We start from the raw sequence: 13760 nt of genomic DNA, 5'->3' as shown, positions 1-13760 counted from the left end.
ACGTATAACAGGGGATAACATGGATATTGAAAAAACGGCCCGCGATCTGCTGCCGCTGCTTGGCGGCCGCGAGAATATCGCCAGCGCCGCCCACTGCGCCACCCGCCTGCGGCTGGTGATGGTGGACGACAGCCTGGTTCAGAAAGAGGCCATCGAGGCGCTGGAGGGCGTGAAAGGCTGCTTCCGTAACGCCGGGCAGATGCAGATTATTTTTGGCAGCGGGCTGGTTAACAAGGTGCATGCCGCCTTTATCCAGGCCGCCGGCATCAGCGAGTCGAGCAAGAGCGACGCGGCGAACATCGCGGCGAAAAAACTCAACCCGTTCCAGCGCCTGGCGCGGGTGCTGTCGAACATCTTTGTACCGATCATTCCGGCGATCGTCGCCTCCGGCCTGCTGATGGGCCTGCTGGGGATGGTCAAAAGCTACGGCTGGGCCGATGCCAGCAGCGCGCTGTTTATCATGCTGGATATGTTCAGCTCGGCGGCGTTTATCATTCTGCCGATCCTGATCGGCTTCACCGCCGCCCGTGAGTTCGGCGGCAACCCCTATCTGGGGGCGACGCTGGGCGGCATCCTCACCCACCCGGCGCTGACCAACGCCTGGGGCGTGGCGGGCGGTTTCCAGACCATGAACTTCTTCGGCCTTGACGTGGCGATGATCGGCTATCAGGGCACGGTGTTCCCGGTGCTGCTGACGGTGTGGTTTATGAGCCACTGCGAGAAGCGGCTGCGTCGGGTGATCCCGGACGCGCTGGACATCATCCTGACGCCGTTCCTGACGGTGGTGATCTCCGGCTTTGTCGCGCTGCTGATTATCGGCCCGCTGGGACGCGGACTGGGCGACGGCATTTCGCTGGTACTCAGTACGCTGATTGCCCACGCCGGCTGGCTGGCCGGGCTGCTGTTCGGCGGGCTCTATTCGGTGATCGTGATTACCGGGGTTCACCACAGCTTCCACGCCATTGAGGCCGGGCTGCTGGGTAACCCGTCGATCGGCGTCAACTTCCTGCTGCCGATCTGGTCGATGGCCAACGTCGCCCAGGCCGGGGCCTGTCTGGCGGTTTGGTTCAAGGTGCGCGACGTGAAAACCCGCAGCATCGTGCTGCCTTCCGCCTTCTCCGCGATGCTGGGCATTACCGAAGCGGCGATTTTTGGCGTGAACCTGCGTTATATCACGCCGTTTATCGCCGGCCTGGCGGGCGGCGCGGCGGGCGGCGCCTGGGTGGTGATTATGCACGTCAATATGACCGCCGTCGGGCTGACCGCCCTGCCGGGCCTGGCGATCGTGCAGGGCAGCTCGATGCTCAGCTATCTGGTCGGGATGGCGATCGCCTTCGGCGTGGCGTTCACGCTGTCGCTGCTGCTGAAAATCAGGCCGGAGAGTAAAGCATGAGTGAGTCCCGCTTGCTGAACCAGGCGCTGCGCGCGGTGCTCAGCGGCCAGCCGCGCGCTGCCGCCGACCGTCATCGCCCCGCCTGGCACCTCGCCCCCACCGTGGGGCTGATGAATGACCCGAACGGCTTTATTCAGTTTAACGGCCGCTATGTGCTGTGCTACCAGTGGAACCCGCTGGCCTGCGCCCACGGTGCCAAGTTCTGGGGCCAGTGGAGCTCGGTCGATCTGGTTCACTGGCGGCACGAACCGCTGGCGCTGGCTCCGGCAGAAGAGTATGAGAGCCACGGCTGCTACTCCGGCAGCGCGGTGGATAATCAGGGGGTGCTGACGCTGGTCTACACCGGCAACGTCAAGTTTGCCGACGGCGGCCGCACCGCCTGGCAGTGCCTCGCCGAACAGCAGAGCGACGGCAGCTTCCGCAAGCTGGGGCCGGTGCTGGCGCTGCCGGAAGGGTACACCGGCCACGTGCGCGACCCGAAGGTGTGGCAGCACGACGGGCAGTGGTACATGGTGCTGGGCGCACAGGATCTGCAGCTGCAGGGCAAAGTGCTGCTGCTGCGCTCCGCTGACCTGCACGACTGGACGCTGCTCGGCGAAATTGCCGGCAGCCGGGTCAACGGGCTGGGTGATTTTGGCTATATGTGGGAGTGCCCGGACCTGTTTACGCTGGACGACAGCGACGTGCTGCTGGTCTGCCCGCAGGGGCTGCCCGCCGAACAGTACCGCTGGCGCAATACCTTCCAGAGCGGCTACTTCTGCGGCACGCTGGATTACCCGGGCGTGCAGTACCGCCACGGCGACTTTCACGAGCTGGATCACGGCTTCGAGTTCTACGCGCCGCAAACCACCCTGGCCGACGACGGTCGCCGGCTGCTGATCGGCTGGATGGGCATTCCCGACGGCGATGAATTCGCGCAACCAACCCGTGAGCACGGCTGGATGCACACTATGACCTGCCCGCGCGAGCTGACGCTGCACGGCGACCGGCTGCGCCAGCGGCCGGTCCGGGAGCTGCAGCAGCTGCGCGGGCAGGAGACGCAGCTGCGGGGCATCGCAGAGAACCTGCCCGCCGTCGATATCGGCAGCGCCGAGCTGGAGCTGACGCTGACCGGTAGCTGTCATTTCAGCTTTGCTGACACCCTGCATTTGAGCGCCGATCGCCACGGCCTGACCCTGCGGCGGCATAATCTGCGCAGCGGTGAAGAGGAGACGCGTTACTGGCGCGGCGAGGTACGGCAGCTGCGTATTCTCTGCGATCGCTCCAGCGTCGAAATCTTTATCAACGACGGCGACGCGGTAATGTCTTCACGCTATTTCCCGCAGCCGGAGCCGCGGCTGCGCCTGACCGGCAACGCGCAAATTACCTTGCGTCACTGGAGGTTGCAGCAATGCGTGATAGAATGAGCCATTGAGCCTTTACGCGTAAGCCACTGTGACCAAAAGCAAACGTATCACCATCAACGATATCGCCAGGCTGGCCGGAGTCTCCAAGTCCACCGCCAGCCTGGTGCTCAACGGTCGTGGCAAAGAGCTGCGCGTGGCCGAAACGACCCGCCAGCGGGTGCTGGACGTGGCCCGCGAACAGCACTACCAGCCGAGCATTCACGCCCGCGCCCTCAACTCCAGCCGCAGCAACACCCTCGGGCTGGTGGTCCCGGAGATGACCAACCACGGCTTCGCCCGTTTTTCCCACGAGCTGGAGATGCTGTGCCGCGACGCCGGGCTGCAGCTGCTGATCGCCTGTACCGCAGAGAACGCCAGCCAGGAGACGCTGGCGGTAAGCAATCTGATCCAGCGCCAGGTTGACGGGCTGATCGTGGCCTCCAGCCAGCTAAACGACAGCGACTATCAGAAAATTAACCAGCAGCTGCCGGTGGTGCTGTTTGATCGCCATCTCGGCGAGTCGACGCTGCCGCTGGTCATCACCGAAGCCACCTCTCCCACCGCCACCCTGCTGGAAGCCGTGGCGCGTGAGGGCTATGAAGAGATCTACTTTTTCGGCGGCCAGCCGCGCATCTCACCGACCCGCGATCGGCTGGCGGGCTATCGGCTCGGGCTGGAACGCGCCGGGCTGGAGGTCAGGCCGGAGTGGGTTATGCACGGCCATTACCATGCCAGTTCAGGCTATGAGATGTTCGCCGAACTGTATGCGCGGCTGGGCCGGGTGCCGCAGGCGCTGTTCTGCGCCGCCTGCGGGCTGCAGGAGGGGGTGCTGCGCTACCTCAGCCAGCACGGGCTGTTAAACACGCCGATGCACCTGTGCAGCTTTGACGACCACTATCTGTATGATGCGCTGTCGGTGCGTATTGATACCGTTGAGCAGGACGAGCGGCTGCTGGCGTGGAACTGCTTTGAGATGATCGGACAGCTGATTGAGGAGCGCCCGCTGGAGCAGCCGCAGCGCTGTCTGCCGGCGCGGCTGAAGTGGCGGCGGGCAAAACCGCTGTAATCTTCACTGGTTGAGGGCGGTTATTTTTCAAGCTACCATTTATAACTGCCTGACTAACTTTTAGTTGTTACAGTGCTGTTTTAGGGCTTAACCAGCCGCATTAACATCACTTTAACCCTGCAAATGACGTTTATCGCAGTCGCAATATCACTAATTTATATAGTCTTATTCAGGATGCTTATGACAAATAGCATCTCCATTCATTTTTTACGATTATTCCGTAAAATTCCGTAAAGTCTCCACGCCCCCCTTAAAAAAGGTTACACTTTAGGCACTTGTCGCTGATACTTCATGCGACACCTTTAAACTGACCGGGAATTTCCCTTTTCAGGTCACGGAACAGAGCAGGAGCGTTAGCCTATGAGTGCATCCGAGAGCAAGACCCGTCACAAAGAGTACTCCCTGATTTTGACTGCTGCCGCGATGGCCGTTTTATGGTTATGGGGCGGAACTAACTCATTACCCGCAGTGATCGGTATTAACCTGCTGGCGCTGGTCGCCATTCTCAGCAGCGCCTTTAGCGTGGTGCGCCACGCCGACGTGCTTGCCCACCGCCTCGGCGAACCTTACGGCTCGCTGATCCTCAGTTTGTCGGTGGTGATCCTTGAGGTGAGTCTGATTTCTGCGCTGATGGCGACCGGCGATGCCGCACCGGCGCTGATGCGCGATACGCTTTATTCCATCATTATGATCGTTACCGGTGGTCTGGTCGGTTTTGCGCTGCTGCTTGGCGGGCGCAAGTTTGCCACCCAGTACGTGAATCTGGCCGGGGTGAAGCAGTATCTGATTGCGATTTTCCCGCTGGCGATGATCGTGCTGGTGTTGCCGGACGCGTTGCCGGGTGGCAATTTCACCACCGGCCAGGCGCTGCTGGTGTCGGCGATTTCCGCGGCGATGTACGGGGTGTTTCTGCTGATCCAGACCAAGACGCATCAGAGTCTGTTCGTGTATGAGCATGAGGATGACGGTGACGATCCGCATCATGGTAAGCCTTCCGCGCATTCCAGCGCCTGGCATACCGGGATGTTAGTGGTGCAGTTGATTGCGGTTATTGCGGTGACTAAGATGAACGCCAATACGTTGGGTTCATTGCTGGAGACGCTGAAGGCGCCCGAGGCGTTTACCGGTTTCCTGGTGGCGTTGTTGATTCTGTCTCCCGAGGGGCTGGGGGCGATTAAGGCGGTGCTGGCCAATCAGGTGCAGCGCGCGATGAATCTGTTTTTTGGTTCGGTGCTGGCGACGATTTCTCTGACGGTGCCGACGGTGACGATTATTGCCACGCTGACCGGGCAGGAGTTGATTTTCGGGCTGGAGTCGCCGCAGATGGTGGTGATGGTGTCGGCGCTGGTGCTGTGTCAGATTTCGTTTTCGACCGGGCGCACGAATGTGCTGAACGGGGCGGCGCATCTGGCGCTGTTTGTGGCGTATCTGATGACGGTGATGCTGTGATCCTTTTTGGATTCGGTGCTTGAGTTTTCTGTGGGCTTCGGTGCTTAAGTCGTCTGTGCGATCGAGAGTACCGGGCCTGTCAGCGGGCGACCCTCCGCGGGTTACCCCGCTCCGGGCTCATCCCACTGCCCTCCCTGATAATGGACGTCAGTGTTGTCTGGGTTGATTGAATTGGTTGAGTTGGCTGGGGTGGTTGGGTGTTATGTGTAAAAAAGCCACCTTGCGGTGGCTTTTTTGCGTCTGGCGATCGGGGCGGGATTAGTTGCTGGTGTCGAGCGCCGGGAAGCTTTTGACCAGGTCGTCGATGGCTTTCATCTGGGCGAGGAACGGCTCCAGTTTGTCCAGCGGCAGCGCGGACGGGCCGTCGCATTTGGCGTTGGCCGGGTCCGGGTGGGCTTCGATAAACAGACCGGCGATGCCGACGGCCATGCCGGCGCGCGCCAGTTCAGCCACCTGGGCGCGGCGGCCGCCGGAGGCGGCACCGAGCGGGTCGCGGCACTGCAGGGCGTGGGTGACGTCGAAGATCACCGGGCTGTTGCCGGAAACCTGTTTCATGATGTTGAAGCCGAGCATGTCTACAACCAGGTTGTCGTAACCGAAGTTGGCTCCGCGATCGCAGAGGATCACTTTGTCGTTGCCGCCTTCGGCGAATTTGTCGACGATGTTACCCATCTGGCCGGGGCTGACGAACTGTGGTTTTTTCACGTTGATCACCGCGCCGGTTTTGGCCATCGCTTCCACCAGATCGGTCTGGCGGGCGAGGAACGCCGGCAGCTGGATGACGTCGACCACGTCGGCCACCGTCTGCGCCTGGCTGGCTTCGTGCACGTCGGTGATGATTTTAACGCCGAAGGCCTGTTTCAGCTCCTGGAAGATTTTCATCCCCTCTTCGAGGCCTGGGCCACGATAGGAGTGGATAGAGGAGCGGTTGGCTTTGTCAAACGACGCTTTGAATACGTAAGGGATGCCCAGCTTCTGGGTCACGGTAACGTAATGCTCGCAGATACGCATCGCCAGGTCGCGTGACTCCAGCACGTTCATACCGCCAAACAGGACGAATGGCAGGTCGTTTGCGACCGGGATATCGCCAATATTAACCACTTTCTGATTCATTTCATCGCCTTATCATTCAGGTTCACTGAAGTTAGTGAAGGGTAATCTGTTTCTGTTCAATCGAGTGGATCTGCAGCTTAATCATGTCGCTGATCGGATCTTCCGGGCACTGTTCAACAAAGTAGGTCAGGTCGTTCACCGCCACGTGCTCGCAGTCGAGCTGGGCGAAGATCAGCCCACGGTCGCGGATTTCATACGGGTCTTCCGGATCCATATCAATCAGCAGCTGGCTGACCTGCAGCGCCATTTCCATCTGCTTTTCATCCATCAGCGCCGCTTTCAGGGTGTCGAGCATTTTGCGCAGCACGCTGAGCGGTTCCGATTCCTGTAAATCTTCTTCGTACAGCTCGGCCACCGGGCCAATATTGCCCTTCAGCCAGACTTCCAGCGTGTGGTCGTCGAGGGTATCACCGTCAAACGGGTTAATCAGCGACACCTCTTCGTTTATCCACTCGGCACGCAGGATCAGCTGGGTGGGGAAAATTACCGGGTAGAGCGGCAGCTCCAGTTCGCCGGCGATATGCAGGAAAATCACCCCCAGCGAGACGGCGGTTCCCTGGCGGGTATGCAGTACCTTATCCAGCCACAGGCAGTCAGACAGGCGATACACGCCGCTGGCACCGCCAAACCCCCACTGGTGCCAGAACAGCGCGATCAGCTGCTCCAGCTGTAAGTCGGCGGCCAGATCGGTCGGGATGGCGGCCCGCGCTTCGGCGACCAGCTGCGCCAGCTGCGCGCGTACCTCGGCCGACGGGAAGTCACCGCGAATGCTTTCTGACGCGTTCAGCACCGCCTCACTCAGCGGCGCGGCGGTAAAATCAAATTCAGCTATGGACGTCATACAAACCCCAACAGTGGCATTTTAGTTGTAGCTATCCTTACGATTGCCACCAGCGCGGCCAGGGCCACAATAAACGCAATCCAGCGCACCTTCTGCGCGCGTGGACGTTTGCCCAGGGCGATAAAACCGAGAGCGATATAGATAATAACGCCAAACAGCTTCTCAGTCAGCCAGCTGCCCTGCGGTGAAAAGGGATAAAAGTGGGTAACCGTGACCAGCAGCACGCCGGACAGCAGCAGCAGCGTGTCGTTAAGGTGGGGGATAATGCGCACCCAGCGCTGTTGTAACAGCGGTGAGCCGCGCAGCAGCCAGCAGAAACGCAGGATAAACATCAGCGCGGTAAGGACAACCGTCAGCAGATGAAAGTGTTTCAGCGGCAGATACCATTCGGCCATAAGACTCCTTAAATACGCGTTTTTTGCCCGCAGGTGACCCGATCGTTGCCGCCGTAGTCCTGGCAGGTGGCAATATGGGCAAACCCCTGAGCGGCGAGGATCTGCCGTACGGCAGCCCCCTGCTGCCAGCCGTGCTCCAGCAGCAGCCAGCCGTTGTCCAGCAGATGCGCGGGCGCGTCGGCGGCAATCGCCCTGATATCGGCCAGGCCATGATCGTCCGCCACCAGCGCGCTGGCCGGTTCAAAGCGCACGTCACCTTCGGCCAGGTGGTGGTCGGCGGCATCAATATAGGGGGGATTGCTGACGATCAGCGCAAACTGCTGCCCGGTCAGCGCGCTGAACCAGTGGCTGTGCAGGAAACGGGCGTTGGTCAGCGAGAGCTTCGCGGCATTATGCTGTGCCAGCGCCACCGCGGCCGGGATACGATCGACGCCGGCGATCGCGCACTCCGGCCGCTCGCTGGCGATGGCCAGCGCAATCGCGCCGGTGCCGGTGCCGAGGTCGAGCACCTGGCCGGGGCCGGCGGGCAGGCGCAGCAGCGCCTGTTCCACCAGCACTTCGCTGTCCGGCCGCGGGATCAGCGTCTCCGGTGACACGCTGAGCGGCAGCGACCAGAACTCGCGCTCGCCGGTCAGGTACGCCACCGGCTCCCCCGCTTCGCGGCGCGCCAGCAACGGCTCCAGCGCGGCCAGCTGCTGCGCGTCCAGTTCGCGATCGTCAAAGGCGATCAGCCAGCTGCGTGATTTGCCGGTCACCTGCCCCAGCAGGATCTCCGCATCCCGCTTCGGGCTGTCGCTGGCGGCCAGCCGCTGGGTGGCCGCACGCAGCCAGCTGCGGATCTGCATCAATCCTGCCCGGCGAGTGCCGCCAGCTGGTCGGCCTGATACTCCTGCACGATCGGCTCGATCAGCGCATCAAGCTTGCCTTCCATCGCCTCATCCAGGCGGTAGATGGTCAGGTTAATGCGGTGGTCAGTAACGCGCCCCTGCGGGAAGTTGTAGGTACGGTTACGGTCGGAGCGGTCGCCGCTGCCCAGCAGGTTACGCCGGGTGGAGGACTCTTCCTGATGGCGACGGGCCATCTCGGCGGCGTGAATACGCGCGCCCAGCACCGACAGCGCCTTGGCTTTGTTTTTGTGCTGCGAACGCTCATCCTGACACTCCACCACGATGCCGGTCGGCAGGTGGGTGATGCGGATCGCCGAGTCGGTGGTGTTCACGTGCTGACCACCGGCCCCGGAGGAGCGGAAGGTGTCAATTCTCAGATCGGACGGGTTAATGTCCGGCAGCTCGGCCTCCGGCAGTTCCGGCATCACCGCCACCGTACAGGCCGAGGTGTGAATACGCCCCTGCGATTCGGTTTCCGGCACGCGCTGCACCCGGTGGCCGCCGGATTCAAACTTCAGACGCCCGTAAGCGCCCTCGCCGATCACTTTGGCAATCACCTCTTTATAGCCGCCGTGTTCGCCTTCGTTAGCGCTCATCACCTCCACCTTCCAGCGGCGGGATTCGGCGTAACGGCTGTACATACGGAACAGATCGCCGGCGAAAATCGCCGCTTCGTCGCCGCCGGTGCCGGCGCGCACTTCGATAAAGCAGCTGCGTTCGTCATCCGGATCCTTCGGCAGCAGCAGGACCTGCAGCTGCTGCTCAAGGCTTTCGCTGGCGGCGCGGGCCGCGGTCAGCTCTTCCTGCGCCATTTCACGCATTTCAGGATCGCCGAGCATCATTTCTGCGGTTTCGATATCTTCCTGGGTCTGCTGCCACTGGCGGAAGCACTGGGTGACATCCGTCAGCTGCGCATACTCCCGCGAGAGCGCGCGAAAACGTTCCTGGTCGGCGATCACGCCGGCGTCGCCCAGCATCGCCTCCACTTCTTCGTGGCGCTCCTGCAGGGCTTCCAGTTTAGCAACAATAGAAGACTTCATTGATGGTGTTTTACCTTGTCAAAAAGAGGCGTAAACGCTATTCCAGCCCGAGGCCGTCGCGTAAAATTTGCAGGCGTTCGCCATCGCCATCGCGGGCGGCCTGCTGAAGGGATTTGGTTGGCGCGTGGATCAGGCGGTTGGTCAGTTTGCGGGCGAGGTCACGCATCACCTCTTCGGCGTTAGCACCGTTCTGCAGCGCCGCCAGCGCGCGCTCTTCCAGCTCGCTGCGCACCTGCTCGGCCTGCGACCGGTACTCGCGAATGGTTTCCACCGCGCTCTGCGCACGCAGCCACGACATAAATTCGCCGCTCTCCTGCACCACGATGGTTTCCGCCTGCACGGCAGCGGCTTTGCGCTGCGCCAGGTTGCTTTCGATAATCGCCTGCAGATCATCCACGCTGTAGAGGTAGGCGTTAGCCAGTTTGCCAACTTCCGGCTCCACATCACGCGGTACCGCAATATCCACCAGCAGCATCGGCTGGTTACGGCGCTGCTTCAGCGCGCGTTCAACCATACCTTTACCGATAATCGGCAGCGGGCTGGCGGTAGAGCTGATAATAATATCGGCTTCGGCCAGCCGCGCATCAATCTCCGGCAGGCTAATCACCTCCGCCCCCACTTCATCGGCTAAGGCCTGAGCGCGTTCGCGGGTGCGGTTGGCGATCATCAGTTTTTTTACTTTATGCTGACGCAGATGGCGCGCGGCCAGTTCAACGGTCTCGCCCGCCCCGACCAGCAGCACGGTCACATCGGCAAGGGATTCGAAAATCTGCCGCGCCAGGGTACAGGCGGCAAACGCCACCGATACCGCATTGGCGCCGATTTCTGTTTCGGTACGCACGCGTTTGGCGACGGAGAAGGATTTCTGGAACAGGCGTTCCAGCTCGCTGGAGAGCGAGTGGCCGCGCTGGGAGTCGGCAAAAGCTTTCTTCACCTGGCCCAGGATCTGTGGTTCACCCAGCACCAGCGAATCCAGCCCGCTGGCCACGCGCATCAGGTGGCTGACCGCCTCGTCACCCTGGTGCCAGTAAAGGCTTTTACGCACCTCATCGACGCTGAGCTGATGGTAATCACACAACCAGCTGACCAGCTGCTCCTGCAGGTTCTCCTGCTGTTCTACACTGAGGTAGAGCTCGGTGCGGTTACAGGTAGAGAGCACCACACCGCCCTGCACCAGAGGCTGCGCGTGCAGGCTGTTGAGCGCCAGCTCAAGCGTGTCTGGTGAGAAGGTCACACGCTCGCGCAGTGCAACAGGGGCCGTTTTGTGATTGATGCCGAGAGCCAGTAACGTCATGGTACGAGGTTGGGGTAATCCCACAGTTGTCAGGGTTTTGTGAAGCGCATTCTACAAGATGCGCGGGATCAATAAAAGCTATGCTTCATCTATCACTGTAACAAGCTCTGCCTCATATCCTTATTTTTGAGACCTTTTAAGCATTGACGCCGCCGCGTTAGCTGGTTAGCGTGACGGCTTGCGCGGCATGACTGCCCGAAACGAGTACAAGGAGCTTTTCTGACTATGTTAATGCCGACTCGCCGCCTGATGCGGCTGCTTCCTCTGGCCGCCGTGGTGCTGGCTGGCTGCGTAAGCACTACCGACCAGACCGCAAAACCGGGCCAGAGCCCCGACTCCCCGCAGTGGCGCCAACACCAGCAGGCGGTGGCTAAAATCACCCAGTTCCAGACCCGCGGTGCCTTCGCCTACCTGAGCGATAAGCAGAAGGTGTATGCCCGCTTTAACTGGCAGCAGACCGCGCCGGATCGTTACCGCCTGCTGCTGACTAACCCGCTGGGCAGCACCGAGCTGCAGCTCGACCAGCAGGGCCAGGTGGCACAAATCGTCGATAACAAGGGCAAACGCTACGTCAGCCGTGATGCCGCCGATATGATCTCCCAGCTGACCGGTATGGCGATCCCGCTGGAGAACCTGCGCCAGTGGATGCTCGGCCTGCCCGGTGAAGCCAGCGACTACCGGCTGGATGACCAGTACCGCCTGCGCGAGGTTAACTACAGCCAGGGCGGTAAACAGTGGCACGTCACTTACCAGGGCTACGACAGCAAGCAGAACCCGACGCTGCCATCGAACCTTGAGCTGACCGAAGGCAGCCAGCGCATCAAACTGAAAATGGACAGCTGGACCGTTAAATGACAACCGAATGGCCTTCGCCGGCAAAGCTGAACCTGTTTCTTTACATCACCGGCCGTCGCGCTGACGGCTATCACGATCTGCAAACGCTGTTTCAGTTCCTCGACTACGGCGACACCCTGCGCATTGAGCCAACGCAGGATGGCGAACTGCGCCTGCTTACGCCGGTGCCCGGCGTGCCGGATGCTGAAAACCTGATCGTGCGTGCCGCCACGTTGTTGCGCGATCGGGCGGCAGCACGGGGTACCCTGCCCGAATCTGCCGGAGCGCGGCTGGCGGTAGACAAGCGCCTGCCGATGGGCGGCGGGCTGGGCGGTGGCTCTTCCAATGCGGCTACGGTGCTGGTGGCGCTTAATCACCTGTGGCAGACCGGCTTCAGCCTGGCCGAGCTGGCGCACTCCGGCCTGCAGCTGGGTGCCGACGTGCCGGTATTCGTGCGGGGCTTTGCCGCCTTTGCCGAGGGCGTGGGTGAACAGCTGACGCCGGTGACACCGGCCGAGAAGTGGTATCTGGTCATGCATCCGGGGGTCAGTATCGCTACGCCACAGGTGTTTAACGATCCCGACCTGATTCGCAACACGCCAAAGCGACCTCTGGTGCAGCTTTTACAGGCAGATTTCCACAATGATTGTGAGTCAGCCGTAAGAAAACGTTTTCGCGAGGTTGAATCGCTGCTTTCATGGCTGCTAGAATACGCGCCGTCGCGCCTGACCGGAACCGGTGCTTGTGTGTTTGCCGAATTCAATACCGAGCAATCCGCCCGTCAGGTGCTTGAGCTGGCCCCGAAAGGGCTGCAGGGTTTTGTTGCGCGGGGCGTTAACGTCTCGCCGCTGCACCGCACCCTTTCAGAGCAACTGAGCTGATGTGACAGTGTCACCCGATCCGGATACTGCACATCGCTAACCATTTAACCCTGAGTAGCCGGTACCGCGTACACTATACTCAGGGGGAAATACACCCGTATGAAAACGTTTGCGGTATGTCGCCCGGTACCGTTTACGCTTTTTCATTCTCTGGACGCAAGCCTGAGGTTCTTCTCGTGCCTGATATGAAGCTTTTTGCTGGTAACGCCACCCCGGAACTAGCACAACGTATTGCCAACCGCCTTTACACCAGCCTGGGCGACGCCGCCGTCGGTCGTTTCAGTGATGGTGAAGTGAGCGTACAAATCAATGAAAATGTACGCGGTGGTGATATTTTCATCATCCAGTCCACCTGTGCCCCAACCAACGACAACCTGATGGAACTGGTTGTGATGGTTGACGCCCTGCGTCGCGCTTCCGCTGGTCGTATTACTGCGGTTATCCCTTACTTTGGCTATGCACGTCAGGACCGCCGCGTGCGTTCTGCCCGTGTGCCTATCACCGCCAAAGTGGTAGCCGACTTTCTCTCCAGCGTAGGCGTTGACCGCGTTCTGACTGTGGATCTGCACGCTGAACAGATTCAGGGCTTCTTTGACGTCCCGGTTGATAACGTATTTGGTAGCCCGATCCTGCTGGAAGACATGATGCAGATTGGCCTGGAAAACCCGATCGTGGTTTCCCCGGACATCGGCGGCGTGGTTCGCGCCCGTGCTATCGCTAAGCTGCTCAACGACACCGATATGGCGATTATCGACAAGCGTCGTCCGCGTGCTAACGTCTCCCAGGTGATGCATATCATCGGCGATGTTGCGGGCCGTGACTGCGTGCTGGTTGACGATATGATCGATACCGGTGGCACCCTGTGTAAAGCCGCAGAAGCGCTGAAAGAACGCGGCGCTAAACGCGTCTTCGCTTACGCAACTCACCCAATCTTCTCGGGTAACGCGGTGGAAAACCTGCGTAACTCGGTGCTCGATCAGGTGGTAGTGTGCGATACCATCCCGCTGCCTGCTGAGATCAAGGCGCTGCCTAACGTGCGCACCCTGACCCTCTCCGGCATGCTGGCTGAGGCGATCCGCCGCATCAGCAACGAAGAGTCTATCTCTGCGATGTTCGACCACTGATCGCCCTCGCCCGCCTGTCCGGCGGGCCTGGCCATCGGCTAAAGGGACCGGCTTAACC

The 13760-nt window shown here is 60.8% G+C and carries 13 protein-coding genes; 7 read left to right on the top strand and 6 right to left on the bottom strand.

Features of this window, described 5'->3' with window-relative positions; genetic code table 11:
- Positions 1–19: 19 nt before the first annotated feature.
- The 4 genes from GKQ23_RS10495 (at position 20) to chaA (ending at position 5293) form a co-directional block, all read left to right on the top strand.
- The gene (locus GKQ23_RS10495; protein WP_101506701.1) at positions 20–1393 is read left to right on the top strand and encodes a sucrose-specific PTS transporter subunit IIBC; all 1374 of its coding nucleotides are present in this window, start codon (positions 20–22) and stop codon (positions 1391–1393) included.
- Positions 1390–2799: a sucrose-6-phosphate hydrolase gene (locus tag GKQ23_RS10490; RefSeq protein ID WP_212410874.1), complete on the top strand. Its 1410-nt coding sequence runs from the start codon at positions 1390–1392 to the stop codon at positions 2797–2799. The genes GKQ23_RS10495 and GKQ23_RS10490 overlap by 4 nt, the downstream gene beginning before the upstream one ends.
- Before the next feature lie 28 nt (positions 2800–2827).
- Entirely contained in the window at positions 2828–3844 is a 1017-nt protein-coding gene (locus GKQ23_RS10485; protein ID WP_212410872.1) for a substrate-binding domain-containing protein, read from the top strand.
- Between the two features lie 360 nt (positions 3845–4204).
- Positions 4205–5293: a sodium-potassium/proton antiporter ChaA gene (gene chaA / locus GKQ23_RS10480; protein ID WP_056234429.1), complete on the top strand. Its 1089-nt coding sequence runs from the start codon at positions 4205–4207 to the stop codon at positions 5291–5293.
- 258 nt (positions 5294–5551) lie between these two features.
- Here chaA and kdsA read toward each other — a convergent pair whose 3' ends face one another.
- Genes kdsA through hemA form a run of 6 tightly spaced genes read right to left on the bottom strand, consistent with a single transcriptional unit; the run spans position 5552 to position 10863 of the window.
- Positions 5552–6406 carry a 3-deoxy-8-phosphooctulonate synthase gene (kdsA, locus tag GKQ23_RS10475; RefSeq protein ID WP_056234426.1) on the bottom strand — a complete coding sequence of 285 codons (855 nt, stop codon included), beginning with the start codon at positions 6404–6406 and terminating at the stop codon, positions 5552–5554.
- A 31-nt stretch (positions 6407–6437) separates the two neighbouring features.
- Positions 6438–7247, bottom strand: a complete 810-nt coding sequence (gene sirB1, locus GKQ23_RS10470) for an invasion regulator SirB1 (protein WP_101506703.1) — start codon at positions 7245–7247, stop codon at positions 6438–6440.
- Complete coding sequence (locus tag GKQ23_RS10465) at positions 7244–7642, bottom strand: SirB2 family protein (RefSeq protein WP_056234421.1); 399 nt, start codon at positions 7640–7642, stop codon at positions 7244–7246. Before GKQ23_RS10465 ends, sirB1 begins: the two co-directional genes overlap by 4 nt.
- Positions 7643–7650: 8 nt before the next feature.
- A complete protein-coding gene (prmC, locus tag GKQ23_RS10460) occupies positions 7651–8487 on the bottom strand; it encodes a peptide chain release factor N(5)-glutamine methyltransferase (RefSeq protein ID WP_212410870.1) in 837 nt (278 codons plus the stop codon).
- On the bottom strand, positions 8487–9569 hold the full coding sequence (gene prfA / locus GKQ23_RS10455; protein WP_056234416.1) for a peptide chain release factor 1: 1083 nt from the start codon (positions 9567–9569) through the stop codon (positions 8487–8489). The genes prmC and prfA overlap by 1 nt, the downstream gene beginning before the upstream one ends.
- Before the next feature lie 37 nt (positions 9570–9606).
- Positions 9607–10863, bottom strand: a complete 1257-nt coding sequence (gene hemA, locus GKQ23_RS10450; protein WP_056234413.1) for a glutamyl-tRNA reductase — start codon at positions 10861–10863, stop codon at positions 9607–9609.
- A 225-nt stretch (positions 10864–11088) separates the two neighbouring features.
- Between hemA and lolB the strand changes: the two genes are divergently transcribed.
- The 3 genes from lolB (at position 11089) to prs (ending at position 13702) form a co-directional block, all read left to right on the top strand.
- Positions 11089–11718, top strand: a complete 630-nt coding sequence (gene lolB / locus GKQ23_RS10445) for a lipoprotein insertase outer membrane protein LolB (RefSeq protein ID WP_056234409.1) — start codon at positions 11089–11091, stop codon at positions 11716–11718.
- The gene (gene ispE / locus GKQ23_RS10440; protein WP_212410869.1) at positions 11715–12578 is read left to right on the top strand and encodes a 4-(cytidine 5'-diphospho)-2-C-methyl-D-erythritol kinase; all 864 of its coding nucleotides are present in this window, start codon (positions 11715–11717) and stop codon (positions 12576–12578) included. The genes lolB and ispE overlap by 4 nt, the downstream gene beginning before the upstream one ends.
- Positions 12579–12754: 176 nt before the next feature.
- Complete coding sequence (gene prs / locus GKQ23_RS10435; RefSeq protein WP_146005531.1) at positions 12755–13702, top strand: ribose-phosphate diphosphokinase; 948 nt, start codon at positions 12755–12757, stop codon at positions 13700–13702.
- Positions 13703–13760 lie beyond the last annotated feature (58 nt).

The sequence above is a fragment of the Erwinia sp. E602 genome (assembly GCF_018141005.1).
Classification (GTDB): Bacteria; Pseudomonadota; Gammaproteobacteria; order Enterobacterales; family Enterobacteriaceae; genus Erwinia.
This window is presented reverse-complemented; position numbering and strand designations above follow the sequence as displayed.

Excerpts from the sequence above, each read along its gene's own strand:
- sirB1 (WP_101506703.1), bottom strand. The coding sequence starts at position 7,247 with ATGACGTCCATAGCTGAATTTGATTTTACCGCCGCGCCGCTGAGTGAG.
- GKQ23_RS10465 (WP_056234421.1), bottom strand. The coding sequence starts at position 7,642 with ATGGCCGAATGGTATCTGCCGCTGAAACACTTTCATCTGCTGACGGTT.
- prfA (WP_056234416.1), bottom strand. The coding sequence starts at position 9,569 with ATGAAGTCTTCTATTGTTGCTAAACTGGAAGCCCTGCAGGAGCGCCAC.
- GKQ23_RS10490 (WP_212410874.1), top strand. The coding sequence starts at position 1,390 with ATGAGTGAGTCCCGCTTGCTGAACCAGGCGCTGCGCGCGGTGCTCAGC.
- ispE (WP_212410869.1), top strand. The coding sequence starts at position 11,715 with ATGACAACCGAATGGCCTTCGCCGGCAAAGCTGAACCTGTTTCTTTAC.
- kdsA (WP_056234426.1), bottom strand. The coding sequence starts at position 6,406 with ATGAATCAGAAAGTGGTTAATATTGGCGATATCCCGGTCGCAAACGAC.
- GKQ23_RS10495 (WP_101506701.1), top strand. The coding sequence starts at position 20 with ATGGATATTGAAAAAACGGCCCGCGATCTGCTGCCGCTGCTTGGCGGC.
- chaA (WP_056234429.1), top strand. The coding sequence starts at position 4,205 with ATGAGTGCATCCGAGAGCAAGACCCGTCACAAAGAGTACTCCCTGATT.
- lolB (WP_056234409.1), top strand. The coding sequence starts at position 11,089 with ATGTTAATGCCGACTCGCCGCCTGATGCGGCTGCTTCCTCTGGCCGCC.
- prmC (WP_212410870.1), bottom strand. The coding sequence starts at position 8,487 with ATGCAGATCCGCAGCTGGCTGCGTGCGGCCACCCAGCGGCTGGCCGCC.
- hemA (WP_056234413.1), bottom strand. The coding sequence starts at position 10,863 with ATGACGTTACTGGCTCTCGGCATCAATCACAAAACGGCCCCTGTTGCA.